16 protein-coding genes are annotated in these 14,936 nt (G+C 52.1%); 10 read left to right on the top strand and 6 right to left on the bottom strand.

The genetic code is table 11. From position 1 onward, the window contains the following. Nucleotides 1-43 precede the first annotated feature (43 nt). The 4 genes from TU82_RS12385 to TU82_RS28690 all read left to right on the top strand — a co-directional run bounded on the left by TU82_RS12385 (nucleotide 44) and on the right by TU82_RS28690 (nucleotide 4,035). Nucleotides 44-850 (top strand): hypothetical protein, encoded by an 807-nt coding sequence (locus TU82_RS12385; protein ID WP_169794961.1) that lies wholly within the window; start codon nucleotides 44-46, stop codon nucleotides 848-850. Between the two features lie 257 nt (nucleotides 851-1,107). Further along, nucleotides 1,108-1,680, top strand: a complete 573-nt coding sequence (locus tag TU82_RS12380; RefSeq protein ID WP_057723471.1) for a hypothetical protein — start codon at nucleotides 1,108-1,110, stop codon at nucleotides 1,678-1,680. Between the two features lie 67 nt (nucleotides 1,681-1,747). Continuing rightward, nucleotides 1,748-2,866 carry a C40 family peptidase gene (locus TU82_RS12375; protein ID WP_057723470.1) on the top strand — a complete coding sequence of 373 codons (1,119 nt, stop codon included), beginning with the start codon at nucleotides 1,748-1,750 and terminating at the stop codon, nucleotides 2,864-2,866. Nucleotides 2,867-3,123: 257 nt separating this feature from the next. Continuing rightward, entirely contained in the window at nucleotides 3,124-4,035 is a 912-nt protein-coding gene (locus tag TU82_RS28690; protein ID WP_072024057.1) for a site-specific integrase, read from the top strand. Nucleotides 4,036-4,278: 243 nt separating this feature from the next. Here TU82_RS28690 and TU82_RS12365 read toward each other — a convergent pair whose 3' ends face one another. Further along, nucleotides 4,279-5,952 carry a DUF262 domain-containing protein gene (locus tag TU82_RS12365; protein WP_057723468.1) on the bottom strand — a complete coding sequence of 558 codons (1,674 nt, stop codon included), beginning with the start codon at nucleotides 5,950-5,952 and terminating at the stop codon, nucleotides 4,279-4,281. A 98-nt stretch (nucleotides 5,953-6,050) separates the two neighbouring features. On the opposite strand from TU82_RS12365, the gene TU82_RS12360 reads away from it, so the two are divergent. Both TU82_RS12360 and TU82_RS29570 read left to right on the top strand, forming a co-directional pair. Further along, a complete protein-coding gene (locus tag TU82_RS12360; RefSeq protein WP_057723467.1) occupies nucleotides 6,051-6,311 on the top strand; it encodes a hypothetical protein in 261 nt (86 codons plus the stop codon). Between the two features lie 28 nt (nucleotides 6,312-6,339). Next, entirely contained in the window at nucleotides 6,340-7,119 is a 780-nt protein-coding gene (locus tag TU82_RS29570) for an HNH endonuclease signature motif containing protein (RefSeq protein WP_072024058.1), read from the top strand. A 125-nt stretch (nucleotides 7,120-7,244) separates the two neighbouring features. Here the strand turns inward: TU82_RS29570 and TU82_RS12355 are convergent, their stop codons facing one another. Together TU82_RS12355 and TU82_RS12350 are read right to left on the bottom strand one after the other, a co-directional pair. Next, the gene (locus TU82_RS12355) at nucleotides 7,245-8,360 is read right to left on the bottom strand and encodes a reverse transcriptase family protein (protein ID WP_057723466.1); all 1,116 of its coding nucleotides are present in this window, start codon (nucleotides 8,358-8,360) and stop codon (nucleotides 7,245-7,247) included. Nucleotides 8,361-8,432: 72 nt separating this feature from the next. Beyond that, nucleotides 8,433-8,687 carry a hypothetical protein gene (locus tag TU82_RS12350; RefSeq protein ID WP_057723465.1) on the bottom strand — a complete coding sequence of 85 codons (255 nt, stop codon included), beginning with the start codon at nucleotides 8,685-8,687 and terminating at the stop codon, nucleotides 8,433-8,435. A gap of 225 nt (nucleotides 8,688-8,912) precedes the next feature. On the opposite strand from TU82_RS12350, the gene TU82_RS28905 reads away from it, so the two are divergent. The 3 genes from TU82_RS28905 (at nucleotide 8,913) to TU82_RS12340 (ending at nucleotide 11,131) form a co-directional block, all read left to right on the top strand. Then, complete coding sequence (locus tag TU82_RS28905; protein ID WP_163000805.1) at nucleotides 8,913-9,053, top strand: hypothetical protein; 141 nt, start codon at nucleotides 8,913-8,915, stop codon at nucleotides 9,051-9,053. Between the two features lie 242 nt (nucleotides 9,054-9,295). Continuing rightward, complete coding sequence (locus TU82_RS12345; RefSeq protein WP_057723464.1) at nucleotides 9,296-10,063, top strand: SIR2 family NAD-dependent protein deacylase; 768 nt, start codon at nucleotides 9,296-9,298, stop codon at nucleotides 10,061-10,063. A 375-nt stretch (nucleotides 10,064-10,438) separates the two neighbouring features. Next, nucleotides 10,439-11,131 (top strand): hypothetical protein, encoded by a 693-nt coding sequence (locus tag TU82_RS12340; RefSeq protein ID WP_043301529.1) that lies wholly within the window; start codon nucleotides 10,439-10,441, stop codon nucleotides 11,129-11,131. A 221-nt stretch (nucleotides 11,132-11,352) separates the two neighbouring features. On the opposite strand, the gene TU82_RS12335 is transcribed toward TU82_RS12340, so the two are convergent. Beyond that, on the bottom strand, nucleotides 11,353-11,688 hold the full coding sequence (locus TU82_RS12335) for a hypothetical protein (RefSeq protein WP_057723463.1): 336 nt from the start codon (nucleotides 11,686-11,688) through the stop codon (nucleotides 11,353-11,355). 466 nt (nucleotides 11,689-12,154) lie between these two features. Between TU82_RS12335 and TU82_RS12325 the strand changes: the two genes are divergently transcribed. Next, nucleotides 12,155-12,598 carry a 3'-5' exonuclease family protein gene (locus tag TU82_RS12325; protein WP_057723461.1) on the top strand — a complete coding sequence of 148 codons (444 nt, stop codon included), beginning with the start codon at nucleotides 12,155-12,157 and terminating at the stop codon, nucleotides 12,596-12,598. A 158-nt stretch (nucleotides 12,599-12,756) separates the two neighbouring features. Here TU82_RS12325 and TU82_RS29175 read toward each other — a convergent pair whose 3' ends face one another. Next, nucleotides 12,757-13,953: a hypothetical protein gene (locus TU82_RS29175; protein ID WP_231982713.1), complete on the bottom strand. Its 1,197-nt coding sequence runs from the start codon at nucleotides 13,951-13,953 to the stop codon at nucleotides 12,757-12,759. 42 nt (nucleotides 13,954-13,995) lie between these two features. Continuing rightward, complete coding sequence (locus TU82_RS12315) at nucleotides 13,996-14,868, bottom strand: restriction endonuclease (protein ID WP_057723460.1); 873 nt, start codon at nucleotides 14,866-14,868, stop codon at nucleotides 13,996-13,998. Between the last annotated feature and the right edge of the window lie 68 nt (nucleotides 14,869-14,936).

Here is a 14,936-nt window from a genome sequence, read left to right as displayed (position 1 = left end):
TAGCTGCTCGCCGGTTCAGCTAAAAAACTATTGGGCCATTAGCATGTACAAGAAAGACCACTCGCCTCACGAAACTCCCAGCGAAACGCTGGATGAAAACGGCAATCGCGTCAAAAACCCGAACAGGATCACGGTCAATCAGCACTTGATCCCCCAGGCACATCTGAAGGAATGGCTGGGTGGAGAAAACCTTATCACGATATACCGCAAGCAAGGTGGCGACCCAATATACCGAGCCCCGAAGGACGCGTTCGTTGTTGCCAGACTGTGGGATCAGCCTACTGAGCAAGGCATGATCAAAACGAACGAGGACAACTATCAGCAGCAGCTGACGTTACTCGCAGAGACCGGAAGCATCGCTCGCTCCCCTTGGATCACAGAATACTTCGTGATGCTGGCAGCGCGAGCCTACGTTGCAGCCAAAGAAAGACCGCTTTACGACTCCATTATGGAGCCACCCTCCTGGGCGCTGTCTCAGGCTGAGCTTGAAGAGGAGGAGGTTGAGCAGGTGCATGAGACCGTCCGAATGTTCAACGGAGCAGGAAACCCACATGCCTCAGCCCGTATGGTTGTGAGCGGGACACTCACATTGTTCTTCATCAGAGACCGGATGCTGATTGAGGACACTGTATGGGTGCCCTTCACAACGAGGGGGGAGAAATTCATTCTCCCCGACTCGAACGTAGCCCTGTACGAGAAACGTTTCCTAGCATTGCCCGTGAGCCCAGAACTCGTGTTGCTGGACGAGAAGCTATTCGCCAAGCTTGAGGAGGCCGGCCAGCTCACGCCGGAGTACCTGAACAAGCGCTTCCAGGAGTCATCGGTTCGCTACTACGTTACCCCCAAGTGAACGCTGCTCAAGGCCCTGCACGCTTCGCCCGTAGCCAGAACAGATACGCTTTGGCTGCTCTCAGGGCATTCAGGCTGGAAGGAGGATGTATACCTGCTTGCGCCTTCCAGACACCGCAATCTGGAGCACTTCATTCCCGGCGCTGGCAGCCTCGGCGACCTTAAGCAGCTTGGCCATGCGCGACGTCCATTCCCTGAGCATTAGCCCCTGCTACCATCGAGATATACCTGATCAACCAGGTTCCAGGGAGGACACACATGCCGAACGTTTTGTCGAAGCTGCCAGATATCATTGGCGCCTGGATTGGCCTGGCAATCGGCCTTTTCCTAATGCCGCTCTTCTTACTGCCCGCCTTCCTGTTCGGCTGGATGATGTGGGGCTGGGCTTCTCCGGCAGCGATATATTCATTCATCTACGACAAGACATTCATGATCGTCACCGGGGTGGCCTTGATGCTGCTCCTGATTTGGACGGAGGGGTTTAAGGCATCGCTGGATGACGCACCTGCCCTGGCCAAATTCCAGTACGAGACGCCGAACCCAGGGTGGTTATGGCGCTACTACCTTGGCCGGAACAGAGATCTCCTCGAAGCCTACTGGCGCGTCTACAACTTCGAGGTCACGGAAGACTCGCTTGCTGTGTACCTGCAGCAACACATGCCTAAGGTGTATAGGCGGCATACGCAGGCAATGTCATTCTTCCCCAAATGGTTGTTGCTTCAGCGTGTCAACGGCCACATTCGAAGCAGCCATGTCAGGCACACTCGTAACGGGCCGGTGAATGTGAGATCGCACCATGTTAGTGACCATACGAGGTCGAGACGTCGATGAAAACCACGCAGCCCTAGCTGATTTCTATAGCTAATTTTTTACCTCAGGTTAATTAAAGGGATTTTTGATGTCTGTTCGAAAATACATACTTGAACGCTCACTGCTTCAGCCTGCTGACATCATCCTTACCGGCGACAAGGGCGGGGTAAGCCTCTCAGTAAGGGCAGCCACGATAAGCAGATATTCACATGCTGCCATTTATGTCGGAGATACTACTATCGAAGCTACGATGGCTGGCGTTTTCTCAAAAAATCCCCAACGTCTGATATTCGACAGACCTACGGATGTACTGGTTTTACGTGCGAAACTCCCGCTATCTGAGCTTGAGACTCGCGCAATTTGCTCCTATGCCCAGTCAAAAGTCGGAAGCCTCTACGCCCTCAATGAAGCGATTACCATTAAGCTGAGGACGCTGTTAAGACATCAAGATTCAAAGCAGCAGTTCTGCTCAAGGTTGGTTGCGAAATCTTATGAGCATGCTGAATTTGATTTGATGAACTTGAGAAATCCTGCATTCTGCACGCCCAAACAATTGGCGCTATGCAAAGCGTTCGAGCCGGTTAAAGGGGTTGTCAGGCCTGCTAGCAATGCGGAGGTAGCATTTGCAGAAAGCGACGATCATCCAGCCCAGGAAAATCTCAGGCAAATCTACGAGTGGCTCGATAAAGTCAGGGCACTTGTCAGCCAGAAAAAAGAGTTAGCGGAGCAGTGGGACATCCAAACTCAGAACGATGTAGATCCATTTCTTAGCGCTCACCCTGAGTACGACAGTCAAATATCCGAGTATATGCAAGACAGTGGATATCTAGAATTTTATACTATAGATGCACGTAAAAATCCTTTTCGATACAAAGCTGATCTCTTCATACATCAAATTTCGCAAGTTGAGGATATCGACGAAGCCATACAAGACGAACTAGCCAAAGAAGCAAACCTATTTAATCGATACGCGCTCAACCAGCATCATTTTTGCGAACAGTTCAAAGAGAAAAATCTTAGATTCTTTAAGCTGCATATACAGCTCTACAACAATATGCTTTCAGAAATCCTACTCCGCATCTTAGTAATTCGAGATGCTCTTGTATATTTTGAAGAACTAGATAGCGCTGAAAGCCTTGAATCTTCAATTCGAATAGTCGAATCGGCAGTCAATGAGGGACACAAGGTTTTGAACAGCGCGAGTTGAGCTCGAGAAATCGCCCAGTTACTGATGATGGGGTCGGGGAATCATCACCCGACCAACGAACAGATCACATCACCGCCGCCGATAGTGTCTAGACATCCTTAAATTGAGCATGCTAGTTTTGCAGCCTCCCTGATCTGCCTGGATCAAACGGTCGGCTCGTGAAGGCTCAAATGCCACAGGTGAACACCCTTTTTATCGCACGCATTTCGACGATAGTCAGCGGGCAGCCGACACCCTGACGCTACCGGAGAATTGCTATGCGCGTCCCAGTCTATCCAGACGATCTGATCCGTAATCGTGGCTTCAAAAGCCTGTCCAAACAGTTGCAAGAGCGATGGTATGGCTCAACCCCGATCTCGCTTGCAGATGCTCAGAAAGCGCTCGCACGGGGACTGGGTTATCAAAGCATTCACGATCTCAGCGAGGCCTCAAAAGTCTGCCAACCCGGTAAACCTGTACCGCCAGAAGCCGATGTCAGGCAGGCAATTCGTTCAGCCATCGGCACTACCCTGCAGCCGGAAACATTGCTCCCTCTGGATCAACAGAAGCTGGAACGGCTTGTAAACGATCTGTCCCTGAAAAAACTCGTAGCCTTCAAACGTGCGCAGGTTTCTCCAAGTGCTGGTCATAGCCCGTCACCTGAACGGGTTAGCCGGGCTCAGTCAGGACTGTCCAAAGAACACATTCAGACGCTGGAGAATATCTTGTCCGAATCCGGCAGCTTGAGAGATCGGGCGCTGTTCGCATGCATGCTGGGTGCGCTGCGGGCAGGCGAGTTTCTATCGGCAAGAATGCGGCACGGTGGTGCGGTGTATGGCGTGAAGAGCCTTGATACCAAGAAGGTACTCGATGCAATTCCCGATAGGCACAGGTCGGTATTCGAGCAGTACATCAAGACCTCGAAGTTGTCGGACGGAGAGTATCTGTTCCGTGCGATTAATGGCCCTGAGCGTCCACTATCGTCTGAAGCGCTGAGAAAAATCTGCGTCTCGTGGGCTCGGAAAGCGGATATTGATGCGTCCCTGGTCACACCTCATAGTGTGCGCAAGACCACAGATGGTTATGCGGACTTGATGCGCCAAATGAGCGAGAAGATGGGGCACCACTCAGCCAACACCTCATTGGCATACGCAGTCGGACTACCTACAACCAGTAGCACTGTTCACTAGGCCCATACTCGGAAATGGTAGAGAGCTTCATTCGCGAGGCCATTAGCGGTTTCCCTGCCCTATGGGTCGACGGCGATCTGAAGTATCCCCGCTTTGGGCCAGCCCCCTGTCGGGGTACGGCTGTCGTGAACCAAACCTTGGCTTCGCCAGGGTTTGGCCCTCCGGGCGTCCATCCTCAGGCCTTTGGCCCATCGTGGGCCGGCGCGCTCCGCTTGCGATAATGGCCTGTTACTTAAACTGTGATCAGTCGGCCCATTCAAGCCTGATGAAATCTTCGATGCTTTTTGCTCGAGCTAGAACCATATTTTCAGTCCAAGATTCAGCGTCATGAATCTGTTGGCCGACATGGATCGTGGCAATCAGTCCGCAGCTTCGATAGACGTCTAGCTTTTCAACCGGAGGCCTAGCTTTTAGCGAAGAGTTTGTTCCAGGTGGCAGCATCGTCAGATTCCCGAGGTGGTGCATCCACTCAACGCCACTGCTCTGCGGTGCAATATGTTCTATTGAGCTAGCGGCATCCTGCTCCCAGATCTTTCCCCATTGGCTCTCATTTAGCTTCTGCCCTGCGAGCTTGGCCAAGTGTTCGTCATAACGGTTCAGCACATAGCGCAGCTGATTTTGCCAGCCATCGTAGCTGCTCACCCACTCAATGTTGTTCAAAACTTCGTCAATCGAATAACCCTTGGAGATTTTTTCCAACCCACTGAGGATTTGATCCTTGCTTAGATTATTCCGGTAAATTTCATAGCCAAGACGAATGTACTCCCCAACCTTGTGTCGGCTATCCCGGCTTGCCAGCTCGTAGATTCTGAAAGTAGCGCGCTCCCATTTGCCGAGTAGTTCTTGCTCTGTCTTCTTGTCGAATTTCCGCAGGAGGATCGCTGCGGCAACAAATCGAGCGTGCACAATGCGCGTAACAGCCCGGAGGCGCGGATCTCGGAACAGGCGCAGGTTCGCTTGCACTACCGCTTCGAGTTCATGCCCAACCTCTGCAATTGTTCTTAACTGGGTGCCCGCCTTTACGGTTAGCAGTGCGGTCGAATCTGCTTCACTGGGAATTCGATTAGGTCTCGCGTCAGAGGCCCATGCGCCTGCGAAGCGAAGAGCTTCGTCTCCAATTCTTGTGCTGTTTTCCAGCGAGCGATAGATGCCCCGCCAGACGTCTTGCATTTCGGCCACTGCCTCATCGCGAGTACCACCCTCAACATGCTCGAAAATCAGCGCCATTAATTGGCTTTTGAGCTTGTCGATCCATTTCACATCCAGCCCTCGGCTGTTAAGAACCTCGAAGACTCGGTATACCGTAGCCTCGTCCGAAATCTCATGGTAAATAATCGTCAGCTTATTCCTGATGGTCACCAACAGCTCAAAGATCGTGTCTCCACGAGCCAACCATTTGCTCACAAAGAGCTCGCAGTCCCGGGCGGCTTCAACCAAGTTCTGATCTGCAGCAGTTTTTGCGGAGCCTTCCTCCACCACCCCCTTACGGATGTAGTTGGTGAAAACCTGACTCGCATCATGATTTGTCTGGAGCAGAATCAGAGAATGGTCGTCTCCTTTTACAAGCAGCTCACCCAACTCCCGCCGCACCTTGGCTTGCGTTACATCATCCTTGTCTAGAGCCTTTTCAATCGCCTTCATAAGGATGATGAGAGTCGTGACACGTTGTTGGCCATCCACCAGTTCGACAGTCTTGAACTCGTCGACGCCGAGAAGGCGGGTTTCTTTCTCCTTTGCCAGGGCGACCAAAGTAGCCATGAAATGCTCCCGGCCAGATCGAAATGCTTCCTCGATGTCGCCGAATAAGTCTTTACGCTGGCGAGATGTCCATGAGTAGGCGCGTTGGTATTCTGGAATTCGAAAAAGCCTGCCTTCAAGCAAACCAGCGATCTTGAGGTGTAGCGGATTGAGCTTCATGCGCGTTCCTTGCTGTAGAAATGATGAGAGAATAGCCATTAGCCAGCAAAAATAGCTAGCGCCCCCCGGCCAGTTTCCCCTGACAGAAGGAACACGACATGAGTCTGCGCACCAATGTGCTGGATGCTGTAATCGACGGTCACCTAGGCAAAGGTCTTGTTGTCACGAGACAAGCTGTGATCCAGCTTTTCAGCGATGTCGCTGAAACCTATACAGGCGTCTTCCTATCCAATTCGGAGATGACCACTGGCGTTAGCAGCCCAACCTATGACCATTTCACACAGCGGGTCGGTGTAGGCTCTTACCGCATTCATCCTCAAGCACTTTTGGATCGAATGATTGAGCGTGGGCTGGCTTAAGAATCGATCGCTTACTTAGGGAGTACCCATGCCTTTCAAAGCTGACGTCCGTCTCATCGCGGCGGCACGAACCGGTGGTATATGTGCTAATCCTCGCTGCTCTTGCTACCTGCTTGGCCCCGGTGATGATGGGCCGTACCAGGTCGACGTGTTTGAAGCCGCTCACATAATCTCGGGGGCCTCTAAAGGGCCAAGATACAAATTCATACTCGATTTTGATTACGACCACATATCTAACTGTATCCCCTTGTGTCGCTCTTGCCACAGGCTGATCGACCATCCTCAAAACTGGAAGATGTATACAGTAGAGGTACTGCAGGAATGGAAGTTCGATGCAGAAGAGATGGCTAGAATGCGTCGAAATAAGCCTATAAATGTGCCTTTTTTTGATCCCAATACGGAAAGAGGGGTGAGGCGAAAATTTGCCGAGAATTTGGGCATGATTCTCGACTCTCTCTGGGATCACCAGCGTCTCCTTGGCCAAGGCATCCTCTCGCAATCTGCTTATCAAAATATCTGTAGAGGATCTCGCGGATTTTCATTCGGAGAATGGGGACATAACCATCCCGACCGCTCCCATGACGCGCGCATCGCTTACCGTCAAGACGGGCTGGTGGCAACAATGGAGCGACTAACAACTCTGCTCTATCAACGGAGGTGGGCACGCTACACTTGGTTGGAGGACATCAATTTCTGCTCTTTTCGAGAGTCCAGATTTTCGAATTTGGACAGTAGATATACTGACAATCTGAACCATGAACTACAGATCCTAATTCGACAAGCACATGACTTTAGAGATATGCCTTAGAAAGTTTTGAGCGCACTCCACCTGGCAGCGTAGGTAGCTTTACTCTAATCAAAGGTGGAACCATGTGAGTTCTAATTTACTTTTGGAAGGGCAGTTTCTTCCACCTCCCGAAGGTCGTTGGTCACTTATTCGGTATACCATGGCAATTCTCGCTGCCCATGTGGCAAGGTGTTAGCCACCGCATTCAAGCCTAAGGGGGTATCCGCAACCACTAGAGGCTGAATCTCGACACCAGCCGCATAGCGTTTAAACAGTGGTGTACGCGCCAGGAGCACTCGCACACGAGCTTTCAGACGCGGCCCTTCTGGATGCCCGCAAGCAATCAACCTGCCTATGCGCCCCATCACTCGACGCACTTCCTTATCATCCTCAGCGGATAGCTGACCTGAATTACCTCTGACGCGATCCTCCAGCTGTTTTACGGCAGAACGGATAGCCAGCCGGGCTTTTTTGGGAAGCGCCGGTATCGGCCCGTTCACCACCAATCCGGTCACAGTGACGGCCTCGGCTTTCTCTCCAGTAATCAATGCTTGCCCACGCTTACGAACATGCAGCTTGCTCCGCTTCTGCAGGCAGCCTTTTTGTCCGAGCATCCATGTGACCGAGGCAATAACTTGGGTCGTAGCGGCTGAAGCTATACGAGTTTTGCTCGACACAGTGATGTCATCTGCGAAGCGCGAATACGCCATTCCCTGAGCTTTAAAACGAGTGACCAGCGCCGGCTCAATGTCCCAGAAAACCAGGTTTGCCAGGTAGCTACTTGTGCTCGCACCCTGCGGAACCTGCCCCTCCCGAGTAACTAGGCTCGCAAGCAGGGAGGCTACGTCTGCGGAAAAGCGAAACAGGCCCACGAATAAGCGCTGGATGTGCTCGGTGGTGATCGATGGGAAGAAATCAGCGATGTCTTGGAGGATAACTGTTTTGGCGCCGATATGAATCCGAGCGTTTGAGTAGATGCTGCGAGGGAGTTTGGGATCTCTGATGCCGCCGTGCAGGTATTCAGGGTACGTGACCTTGCTGAGCACCCGATCCACGATCTTACGCTGAATGGTCTTCAGCGGCTCATGGGCATCATAAGTGTGCCGGGGCGTTATGCCGTCTTTTTTTGTTTGGGGCACGTAGCGATAAAGGCGGGAGCTACGCTGGGCTAGCGCAAGAAGTCTTTCAGCAGGCTCTCCAAGAGCACGTGCCAAGGCTTTGATACTGTTGATGGAGCTGTGCGGATAGAACGGGGCATCCATGTCCAAGCTTCCGACGATGTGCCGGCTCCGAAGAACCGGTACCTCTGAATTCGAATGATGTGGTTTGTTGTGTCATAGGAGGTTCTCAATAAATGGAATTACCACAGTCTCGACAAAATCCCACCCCTCAACAGCCTTCCCCCATAACCAGATGCATAGACGAATACGTGCGATCCACTTGAGCAGCATTACTGCCTTCGCCTTTATCCACGCAATCCGCCCCGATTTAGAGCTTTGAGATGGAGCTGGCTCGGTGACACGAGCATCTTCACTGCTGTGCATAGACTGACGAGCCTTGCGGCGCGCCAGGTTCTTTAAACTAATCATGACTGATGTTCCCAACGACAGGCGAAATTGCCCCGCCGCCAAGCATTCCGGGCCGAAAGGAACGCTGAAGATGCCACTACAAACCACAGTTCTGCTTATCAAGTCCCTTGATAAGCCGTCCGCCGCGTTACCGCCACATCACTTTTCGCCTCAACGTATCAACGATCAGAGACAACCCCTTGGATCACCTTTGGGATTGCTCTAGGCGCTAAGCACTGAGGAGCGATGGGCAGCAACAACCTGCGCGGCGAAGAAAGCCAAGGAGAACACCAAGGCGACCAGTTTCCTGGTCAACAACCGCAAGCCCGAATTTTAGTCATGTTTAAAGAGCACCTGGGTGGTAACACCCAGCAGGAACCGTTTTAGCAGAGTAATCGAATCACCTACAACTGATATCTGTTGCAAAATTTGTGCATTCCAGGAGTCGGCTTTTTGACAGGGGAAAGTGTCAAATTTTAATGGATAAGCGATCACTATCACGTATCTGGAGGCGGGGAGGATCCGGTGGGGGCAGCTAGGTTTATAGTTGCCCGTCCAGACAGCCCAGCGGGAACCCAACGCCCCTATAATGCTAGCTCTCAACTGAAATTCGGCTCCAAGGACTGCTCATGACTACTAGCACATTAGCTCACCAATTCAGGGAGGCTCGGCATGTTGTTGTCTTCACGGGTGCTGGTGCATCAGCTGAGAGCGGCATCCCGACTTTCAGAGACGCATTGACGGGACTATGGGAGCGCTTCGATCCTGCTCAACTCGCCACCTGCGAAGCATTCAGAGCCGATCCTGCCTTGTGTTGGGGGTGGTACGAGTGGCGTCGGCAGAAGGTTGGGCAGGCGAAGCCGAATGGAGCGCATCTCGCTATCGCCGAGCTCGCCAGGCATGTGCCCAATCTCACGGTGATCACTCAAAATGTTGATGACCTTCACGAGCGCGCTGGCAGCCAGGATGTGATTCATCTACATGGCAGCCTGCATTCGCCTCGGTGCATCGATTGTGGGCAGCCGTATACCCTACCTCTCACGTCTGACGCCTTGCCTGAGTATGGGAGTCGGATTGAGCCGCTGAGATGCAGTGCGTGCAATGGGTATGTGAGGCCTGGCGTTGTATGGTTTGGCGAGATGCTGCCCGAAAGCGCATGGAACGCAGGTCTCGCAGCCGCAGAGGAATGCGATGTCTTCCTCTCGATTGGTACTTCCGGGATTGTTTACCCAGCTGCTGAGCTACCGCTACGTGCACTGGGCCATGGGGCGACCGTTGCTCACGTTAATCCTGCGCGGTTCGATATCAGCGGTCAGGAGCACTTTCTCGTAGGCCCTGCCTCGGTGATGATGCAGAGCCTGCTTCGCGAAGCCTTTGGCGACTATCCTGTCTCTTAGCTGGATGGCTACTTCGGTAGATCCGTTTTGGGCTTGACCCCTTAGGGGCATGGCTGGCGTGAACCAAACCCTGGCTGCGCCAAGTTTTGGCCCTGCGGGCTTTCATCCTCAAGCTTGTGGCCCGTCGCGTGGCCGGCGCGCTCCGTTTGCGCTGGAGATGTACACCACGAAGGAGTCGCCGCGACGACGGTAACGTTCCCCCACCGACGCGCAGAGCCTCTGCTGCACCGTTTCAAGGAAAACCGGCGTGGCTCAATTTCGACCCTTGAAACATTCGATTGTTTTGCCTTCGTTCACAGTATGCTTCGTGAGAATGGTAAAATGTAAGTGTGCTTCATACGATGAAAAATCAAAAATCAGATAAAGGATTATAATTTGAAGTCCCTACCATTTCATGGAATTATCTTTTTAGAAAAATCAGAAAAGATTGGATATTTAGATGGCACCGTGCATGTTGCATTGTGCACGATGGCTGCAGAGGTTTTTCTTGAGGATCTAAAAAGCTACTACCAGTCCGTTGCCAAGCTGCGTCCGTACTCATCCCCAAGTACACTATTCAACATGAATCCTCAAACAAAATACGCCGGGGGTGGACTTTTCATTAACGGCCACATGGAGTACCTCCAGCCAAGCGAGCGCGAACTGGAAGACTTGATAAATAGAATCGAGAAAGATCGACTTATTGATAAGTATGAGACAGTCATAAAGAGCTTGAACAAAAACTGGAAAAAGGGAGAAGATGAAGACTACAAAAATTTGAAGCGATTAATAACTCTAAGAAATAAACTCGTTCACATGAAATCAGATGAAATCGAGCTGGACGCGGACGGTAATGTCTCCGAACACCCGTGGGTTCTTAGCGAGCTTAAACGACTTAATGTCCTTGAAGACGAAAGCCACCACACTTCGTGGATTTACATGCTTGATACTGAAAAGGTTGTGAACTGGGCAAGGGTTACGGTAGTGAATGCAATAGCAGCAATGCTGGAAATCATCCCCGACACCCCTATTTCCAAAGGATTTCGCGACAGCTACGCTTCAGCTCTTAAAACCTTTAAATTCAAGTAAGTATTACCGTAGTTAAATGCCTTTGTTTTTTCAACACTTTGAACGACTGCAACGGATCGTACGGCAATCATCGCTGCGGTCGTTCAAGGTTTCTACGCGGGAACCTCGATCAAGCGAAACATGCGGACGTGAGGAGGAAATCCATTAGGGCCAGCATGCCTGCCCATGCATACGGCCTCTGGTATGGCTAACCATCTACCCGGCTTGGGCGGGGGGGGGGGTTACATCGACTTGACCGAGACCACCTCCACATACCTGTACTTCTTCCTAGCAGCCTTCACAGCCTCCTGCTCAGCAAGCAACGAGCTTAACGTGTCGGCCTCGTGGATAAACTCATGCATCTTCCCCTCGAATTCGTTTCCAACCCGAAGCGTGACCTTCAGCCTAGGCGTAAATGCTTTTGCCACTTTCTTCTTCGCTGCTGGAGCGACAAGCGGTTTGGCGAGCACAACTTCTTCCACAGGCTCAGGCACTAGCGTCGTAGAAACTTGCTCCTCTGGCTGAGGTGTGCCGAAAAGGGCATGACGCATTTCTTCTTCAGTTAAATCAGATTTCATAGAACATCTCAAAGGGACGCATTTCGCTGGGCAAGTTTTAATAAGATTGTTGCTGACTGGTGTGCGTGGAGCCTGTGCGGACGTCAAATCCCCAGTTCGATTTCAAGACAAGACCCTCGTAAGGCTTGCGAAAGCTTCGCCTTTGGCAGCAGTGTAATGAGCCCATCAACTAAGTTGCTAGCGTGACGAGCGTATAGCGTGACTGTGCCTGCATCAGGCGTTCGACCTGGCACGATGGCACCTACCCGCTGCTGGGCAATTTTCAGTATCCTCAAGACGTCCTGACTCTCCTCATTGGTGGACAGGTGTTCAACCAATGGTCTGGGTGGAGGGGCGGCGCGGCTCCACATTTCTATGACCGCTTGGAGGAGTCCGTCTGAGCCAAGGTGTTCGAGGGCCATTTCCCATAGCTGACCTTCCTGCGCCATATCCAGGCGAGCCCTAGCCATTGTGGAGTTCTACCAACGTGATGGTCTTTCTTGATTGCGAATTTACCCGTCTATCAGCAGCAGCGAAGCTGATATCACTCGCACTGGTAGCTGAGGATGGGCGCGAATTCTACGTGGAATTGCTCGATACTTGGGAAGAAGAAGACTGCAGTGATTTCGTAAAGGAAATCGTGCTTCCGCAGCTGTGGGGTGGTAGCTACGCGCTGCCCATTTTTGGAGCCAGGATATCGCTGCTCAGGTTTCTGACGTCGTTCAAAAAGGAGGTCGAGATCGTCACGGATGCTCCCCAGTACGATTGGGAGCTTTTTTGCGATCTGGTCTATTACGACGGACGCTGGCCCAGAATCGTTCGTAATTTCCCTACAGATGCAACGACCCTCTCTCCAACTAGCGAGGGTGAAGAGCTGCCTCACCACGCGCTGCTCGACGCCAGGATTATTGCCAGCATGTTTGCTCAGTGATGCCAGGGTACTGTTGCGGATCGCTAACCTTTACGACGGTGAAGTGACGTCTAAACTTCTAGCCCAGTCTAGGGGATCGTTGGGGGTACCCTTCATTGAGTGGAAATCCCGCGCATGGTGATTTTGCTCACTGCGCCTTCCGCATAAATGGTGGTGAATCAGCGTGGGGGAAGCTCAGTGAAGCGAAGTCTGGGATAGATCCTCTGTTCAACCGCACACTCGGAAATTTGCCAGAATGCCGAAAGGAGTGCCTGCTCTGAGGGGCAATGCCTCGTCATAACCTCGAACTCGTTGTAATCAAATGCCAACACACGAACACCTACATCATCCATGAAATCCAAGATCATGGCCCCGTACTCTTCATAGGTGTCGCTAAACAGCTCTTTTACCACCACGACTCCTACAAGGGGACGTGCTGCAAGATCGATTTTGAGGGGAGTTCCATCAACAAGCCGCAGCGCGGGATTTCCCTCACGCTCGATAGTTGAAACTGCGCCACGTAGCTGCGATAGGCCTCCTTTCAACTGACTCAGGGCCTTCTTACGCTTTCGTTCAAGCTTTGTCCCCATCATCTCAGCGGTGTTAGGGCTGTCCTTAGCCTGTAGTAACAGCGTGACCTCCGTCCCCAAAACAACAGCATCTGTCAGCTCTTCCCCGTCCGAGACTTTCACTGGCCCATGGATGATTTGCTCTGCCGAGTAAGCACGCTGGAGCAGATAGATGATATCCAGCTCCTGAAGGTGTCCTGGCTCCCGTCGCTCAAGGTGAGTATTCGAGAAACCTCTGGAACCCTGGAAGCCTTGGCGAGTGAGGTCGGTGATCAGGAAGTCGCTTGGAAATAGATCCTCCAAGAGCGTCAACGTTACTGCTCGGCTGTCATCTTCCCTAGTCGTAAAGCTGAACCAGGCATCTGCTTGCTCCATCATGAGATGCCAGTGCTCCTTCCCCAAGGGATTGACATCCTTCGCATACTTTCGGAGCCCTTCAAGGCTAGCGTGCGCTGTACTGCTGAGAAGCTCGCGATTGTGTTCATCAAAAAAACAGACGCTGAAACGGTCAGGGAGACTTTTCAGTCCCTCTGTAAAAGGATCGCTACCCATCAGGGGTGTTTTAATAGTCAGCGGACTAATCGGGTCATCAAAGCAGGCCGTCAACAGCGTCCAGCCTTGCGCCTCATCAGACTCGTATGGTGCAAGATAGAACTTCAGCTCGCGCTTCTCACGTGCGGCGAGGATAAATTCTTTGCCCGCTTTGACCACGAGCGCTGGGCCATCAGGGCCTTCTACAATCCAAAGACCACGACCGAGCGATGCAACGTCCTGAAGCACTTCGGGCTTCATGATGGTTAGGTACATTGGAGCCCCTGATGAAGTTTCCCTTAGCGTTGCCGCATGGGCTTAGAACAATTTATCCAAAGGTACGAATACTGAACCTGTCTCAGCAGCCGCCCGCACTTTGCGGTCGATTACATCCGCGAATGGTATGTGCTTCTCTAAAGCATCGTTGATATCTTTTCCCGAAATGCATATCAGGCTCTTGCCGCGCCCGAATGCCTCCAGCCCAACGTGAGTGAATCCGTAGTAACTGATAAAAACACCTCGTGTCCAAGCTGCCTTTTGGCTGATCTTGCCTTGAAAGATGTGCAGCTCCCCTGCACCAACAGGGTTCACTACCCACTTCGCCTCAACAAGGTAGATGTCCCCTCGGCATTGGAAGCTTCCATCTATCTGTTCCCCCGTATTCCGAAATGGTGCGCGAGGTTGGAGGTTGGATGCCTCAAACAGCTGCTGGAGGAACGTCTCGAATGCGTAGCCACGTGCTTGAGGAGCGAGCTTATGAATGTCTAAAAGGGCCCTCTTCAACTGAGCCGCCTGATCAACATTTACCTGACGCACAGCTGCGAACGGATCGCCCTTGATGACGTCGGCAGATGAGCCGGACTCCAAGCCTTGAATCAAAGTCAGGAAGCGCGCCTCGGCGTTAACCACAGGTTCATCTTTGTGTTGGTTGGCCAGCGCAGCCTGACGATATTGCCAGAGTGCTTTGAGCGCTCGCACGCAAGTCGGTGTGTCGGCAAGCTTGAGGAAGCTCCGCAGGCGCCTAGCTTTGGATGTGCCATCCGCAGTGAACAGCGGATCATCAATATCGATCTCCAGCTCTCCAAGGAAGAACTGGGACATGGTGCGGTCTGAGAAGTCCAACACGTAACCTCCTTCCATCTCGAAAAGAAGGTCGATTAGCTTCATATCCAGTGGTTTGATCTTCGGCATGCCACACGTCCTTGGCTAAGCATAGGGAACCGAGCATACGATATCGCTGAAAGTGTCCAATAACTATC

This window comes from Pseudomonas orientalis (assembly GCF_001439815.1).
Taxonomy (GTDB): domain Bacteria; phylum Pseudomonadota; class Gammaproteobacteria; order Pseudomonadales; family Pseudomonadaceae; genus Aquipseudomonas; species Aquipseudomonas orientalis.
Note: the sequence above shows the minus strand (reverse complement) of the source record. Positions and strands in the feature narration are given on the sequence as shown.

Excerpts from the sequence above, each read along its gene's own strand:
- TU82_RS12350 (WP_057723465.1), bottom strand. The coding sequence starts at position 8,687 with ATGATTAGTTTAAAGAACCTGGCGCGCCGCAAGGCTCGTCAGTCTATG.
- TU82_RS28690 (WP_072024057.1), top strand. The coding sequence starts at position 3,124 with ATGCGCGTCCCAGTCTATCCAGACGATCTGATCCGTAATCGTGGCTTC.
- TU82_RS12335 (WP_057723463.1), bottom strand. The coding sequence starts at position 11,688 with ATGAAATCTGATTTAACTGAAGAAGAAATGCGTCATGCCCTTTTCGGC.
- TU82_RS12315 (WP_057723460.1), bottom strand. The coding sequence starts at position 14,868 with ATGCCGAAGATCAAACCACTGGATATGAAGCTAATCGACCTTCTTTTC.
- TU82_RS12385 (WP_169794961.1), top strand. The coding sequence starts at position 44 with ATGTACAAGAAAGACCACTCGCCTCACGAAACTCCCAGCGAAACGCTG.
- TU82_RS28905 (WP_163000805.1), top strand. The coding sequence starts at position 8,913 with ATGGGCAGCAACAACCTGCGCGGCGAAGAAAGCCAAGGAGAACACCAA.
- TU82_RS12360 (WP_057723467.1), top strand. The coding sequence starts at position 6,051 with ATGAGTCTGCGCACCAATGTGCTGGATGCTGTAATCGACGGTCACCTA.
- TU82_RS12345 (WP_057723464.1), top strand. The coding sequence starts at position 9,296 with ATGACTACTAGCACATTAGCTCACCAATTCAGGGAGGCTCGGCATGTT.
- TU82_RS29175 (WP_231982713.1), bottom strand. The coding sequence starts at position 13,953 with ATGTACCTAACCATCATGAAGCCCGAAGTGCTTCAGGACGTTGCATCG.
- TU82_RS12365 (WP_057723468.1), bottom strand. The coding sequence starts at position 5,952 with ATGAAGCTCAATCCGCTACACCTCAAGATCGCTGGTTTGCTTGAAGGC.
- TU82_RS29570 (WP_072024058.1), top strand. The coding sequence starts at position 6,340 with ATGCCTTTCAAAGCTGACGTCCGTCTCATCGCGGCGGCACGAACCGGT.
- TU82_RS12380 (WP_057723471.1), top strand. The coding sequence starts at position 1,108 with ATGCCGAACGTTTTGTCGAAGCTGCCAGATATCATTGGCGCCTGGATT.
- TU82_RS12375 (WP_057723470.1), top strand. The coding sequence starts at position 1,748 with ATGTCTGTTCGAAAATACATACTTGAACGCTCACTGCTTCAGCCTGCT.
- TU82_RS12355 (WP_057723466.1), bottom strand. The coding sequence starts at position 8,360 with ATGGATGCCCCGTTCTATCCGCACAGCTCCATCAACAGTATCAAAGCC.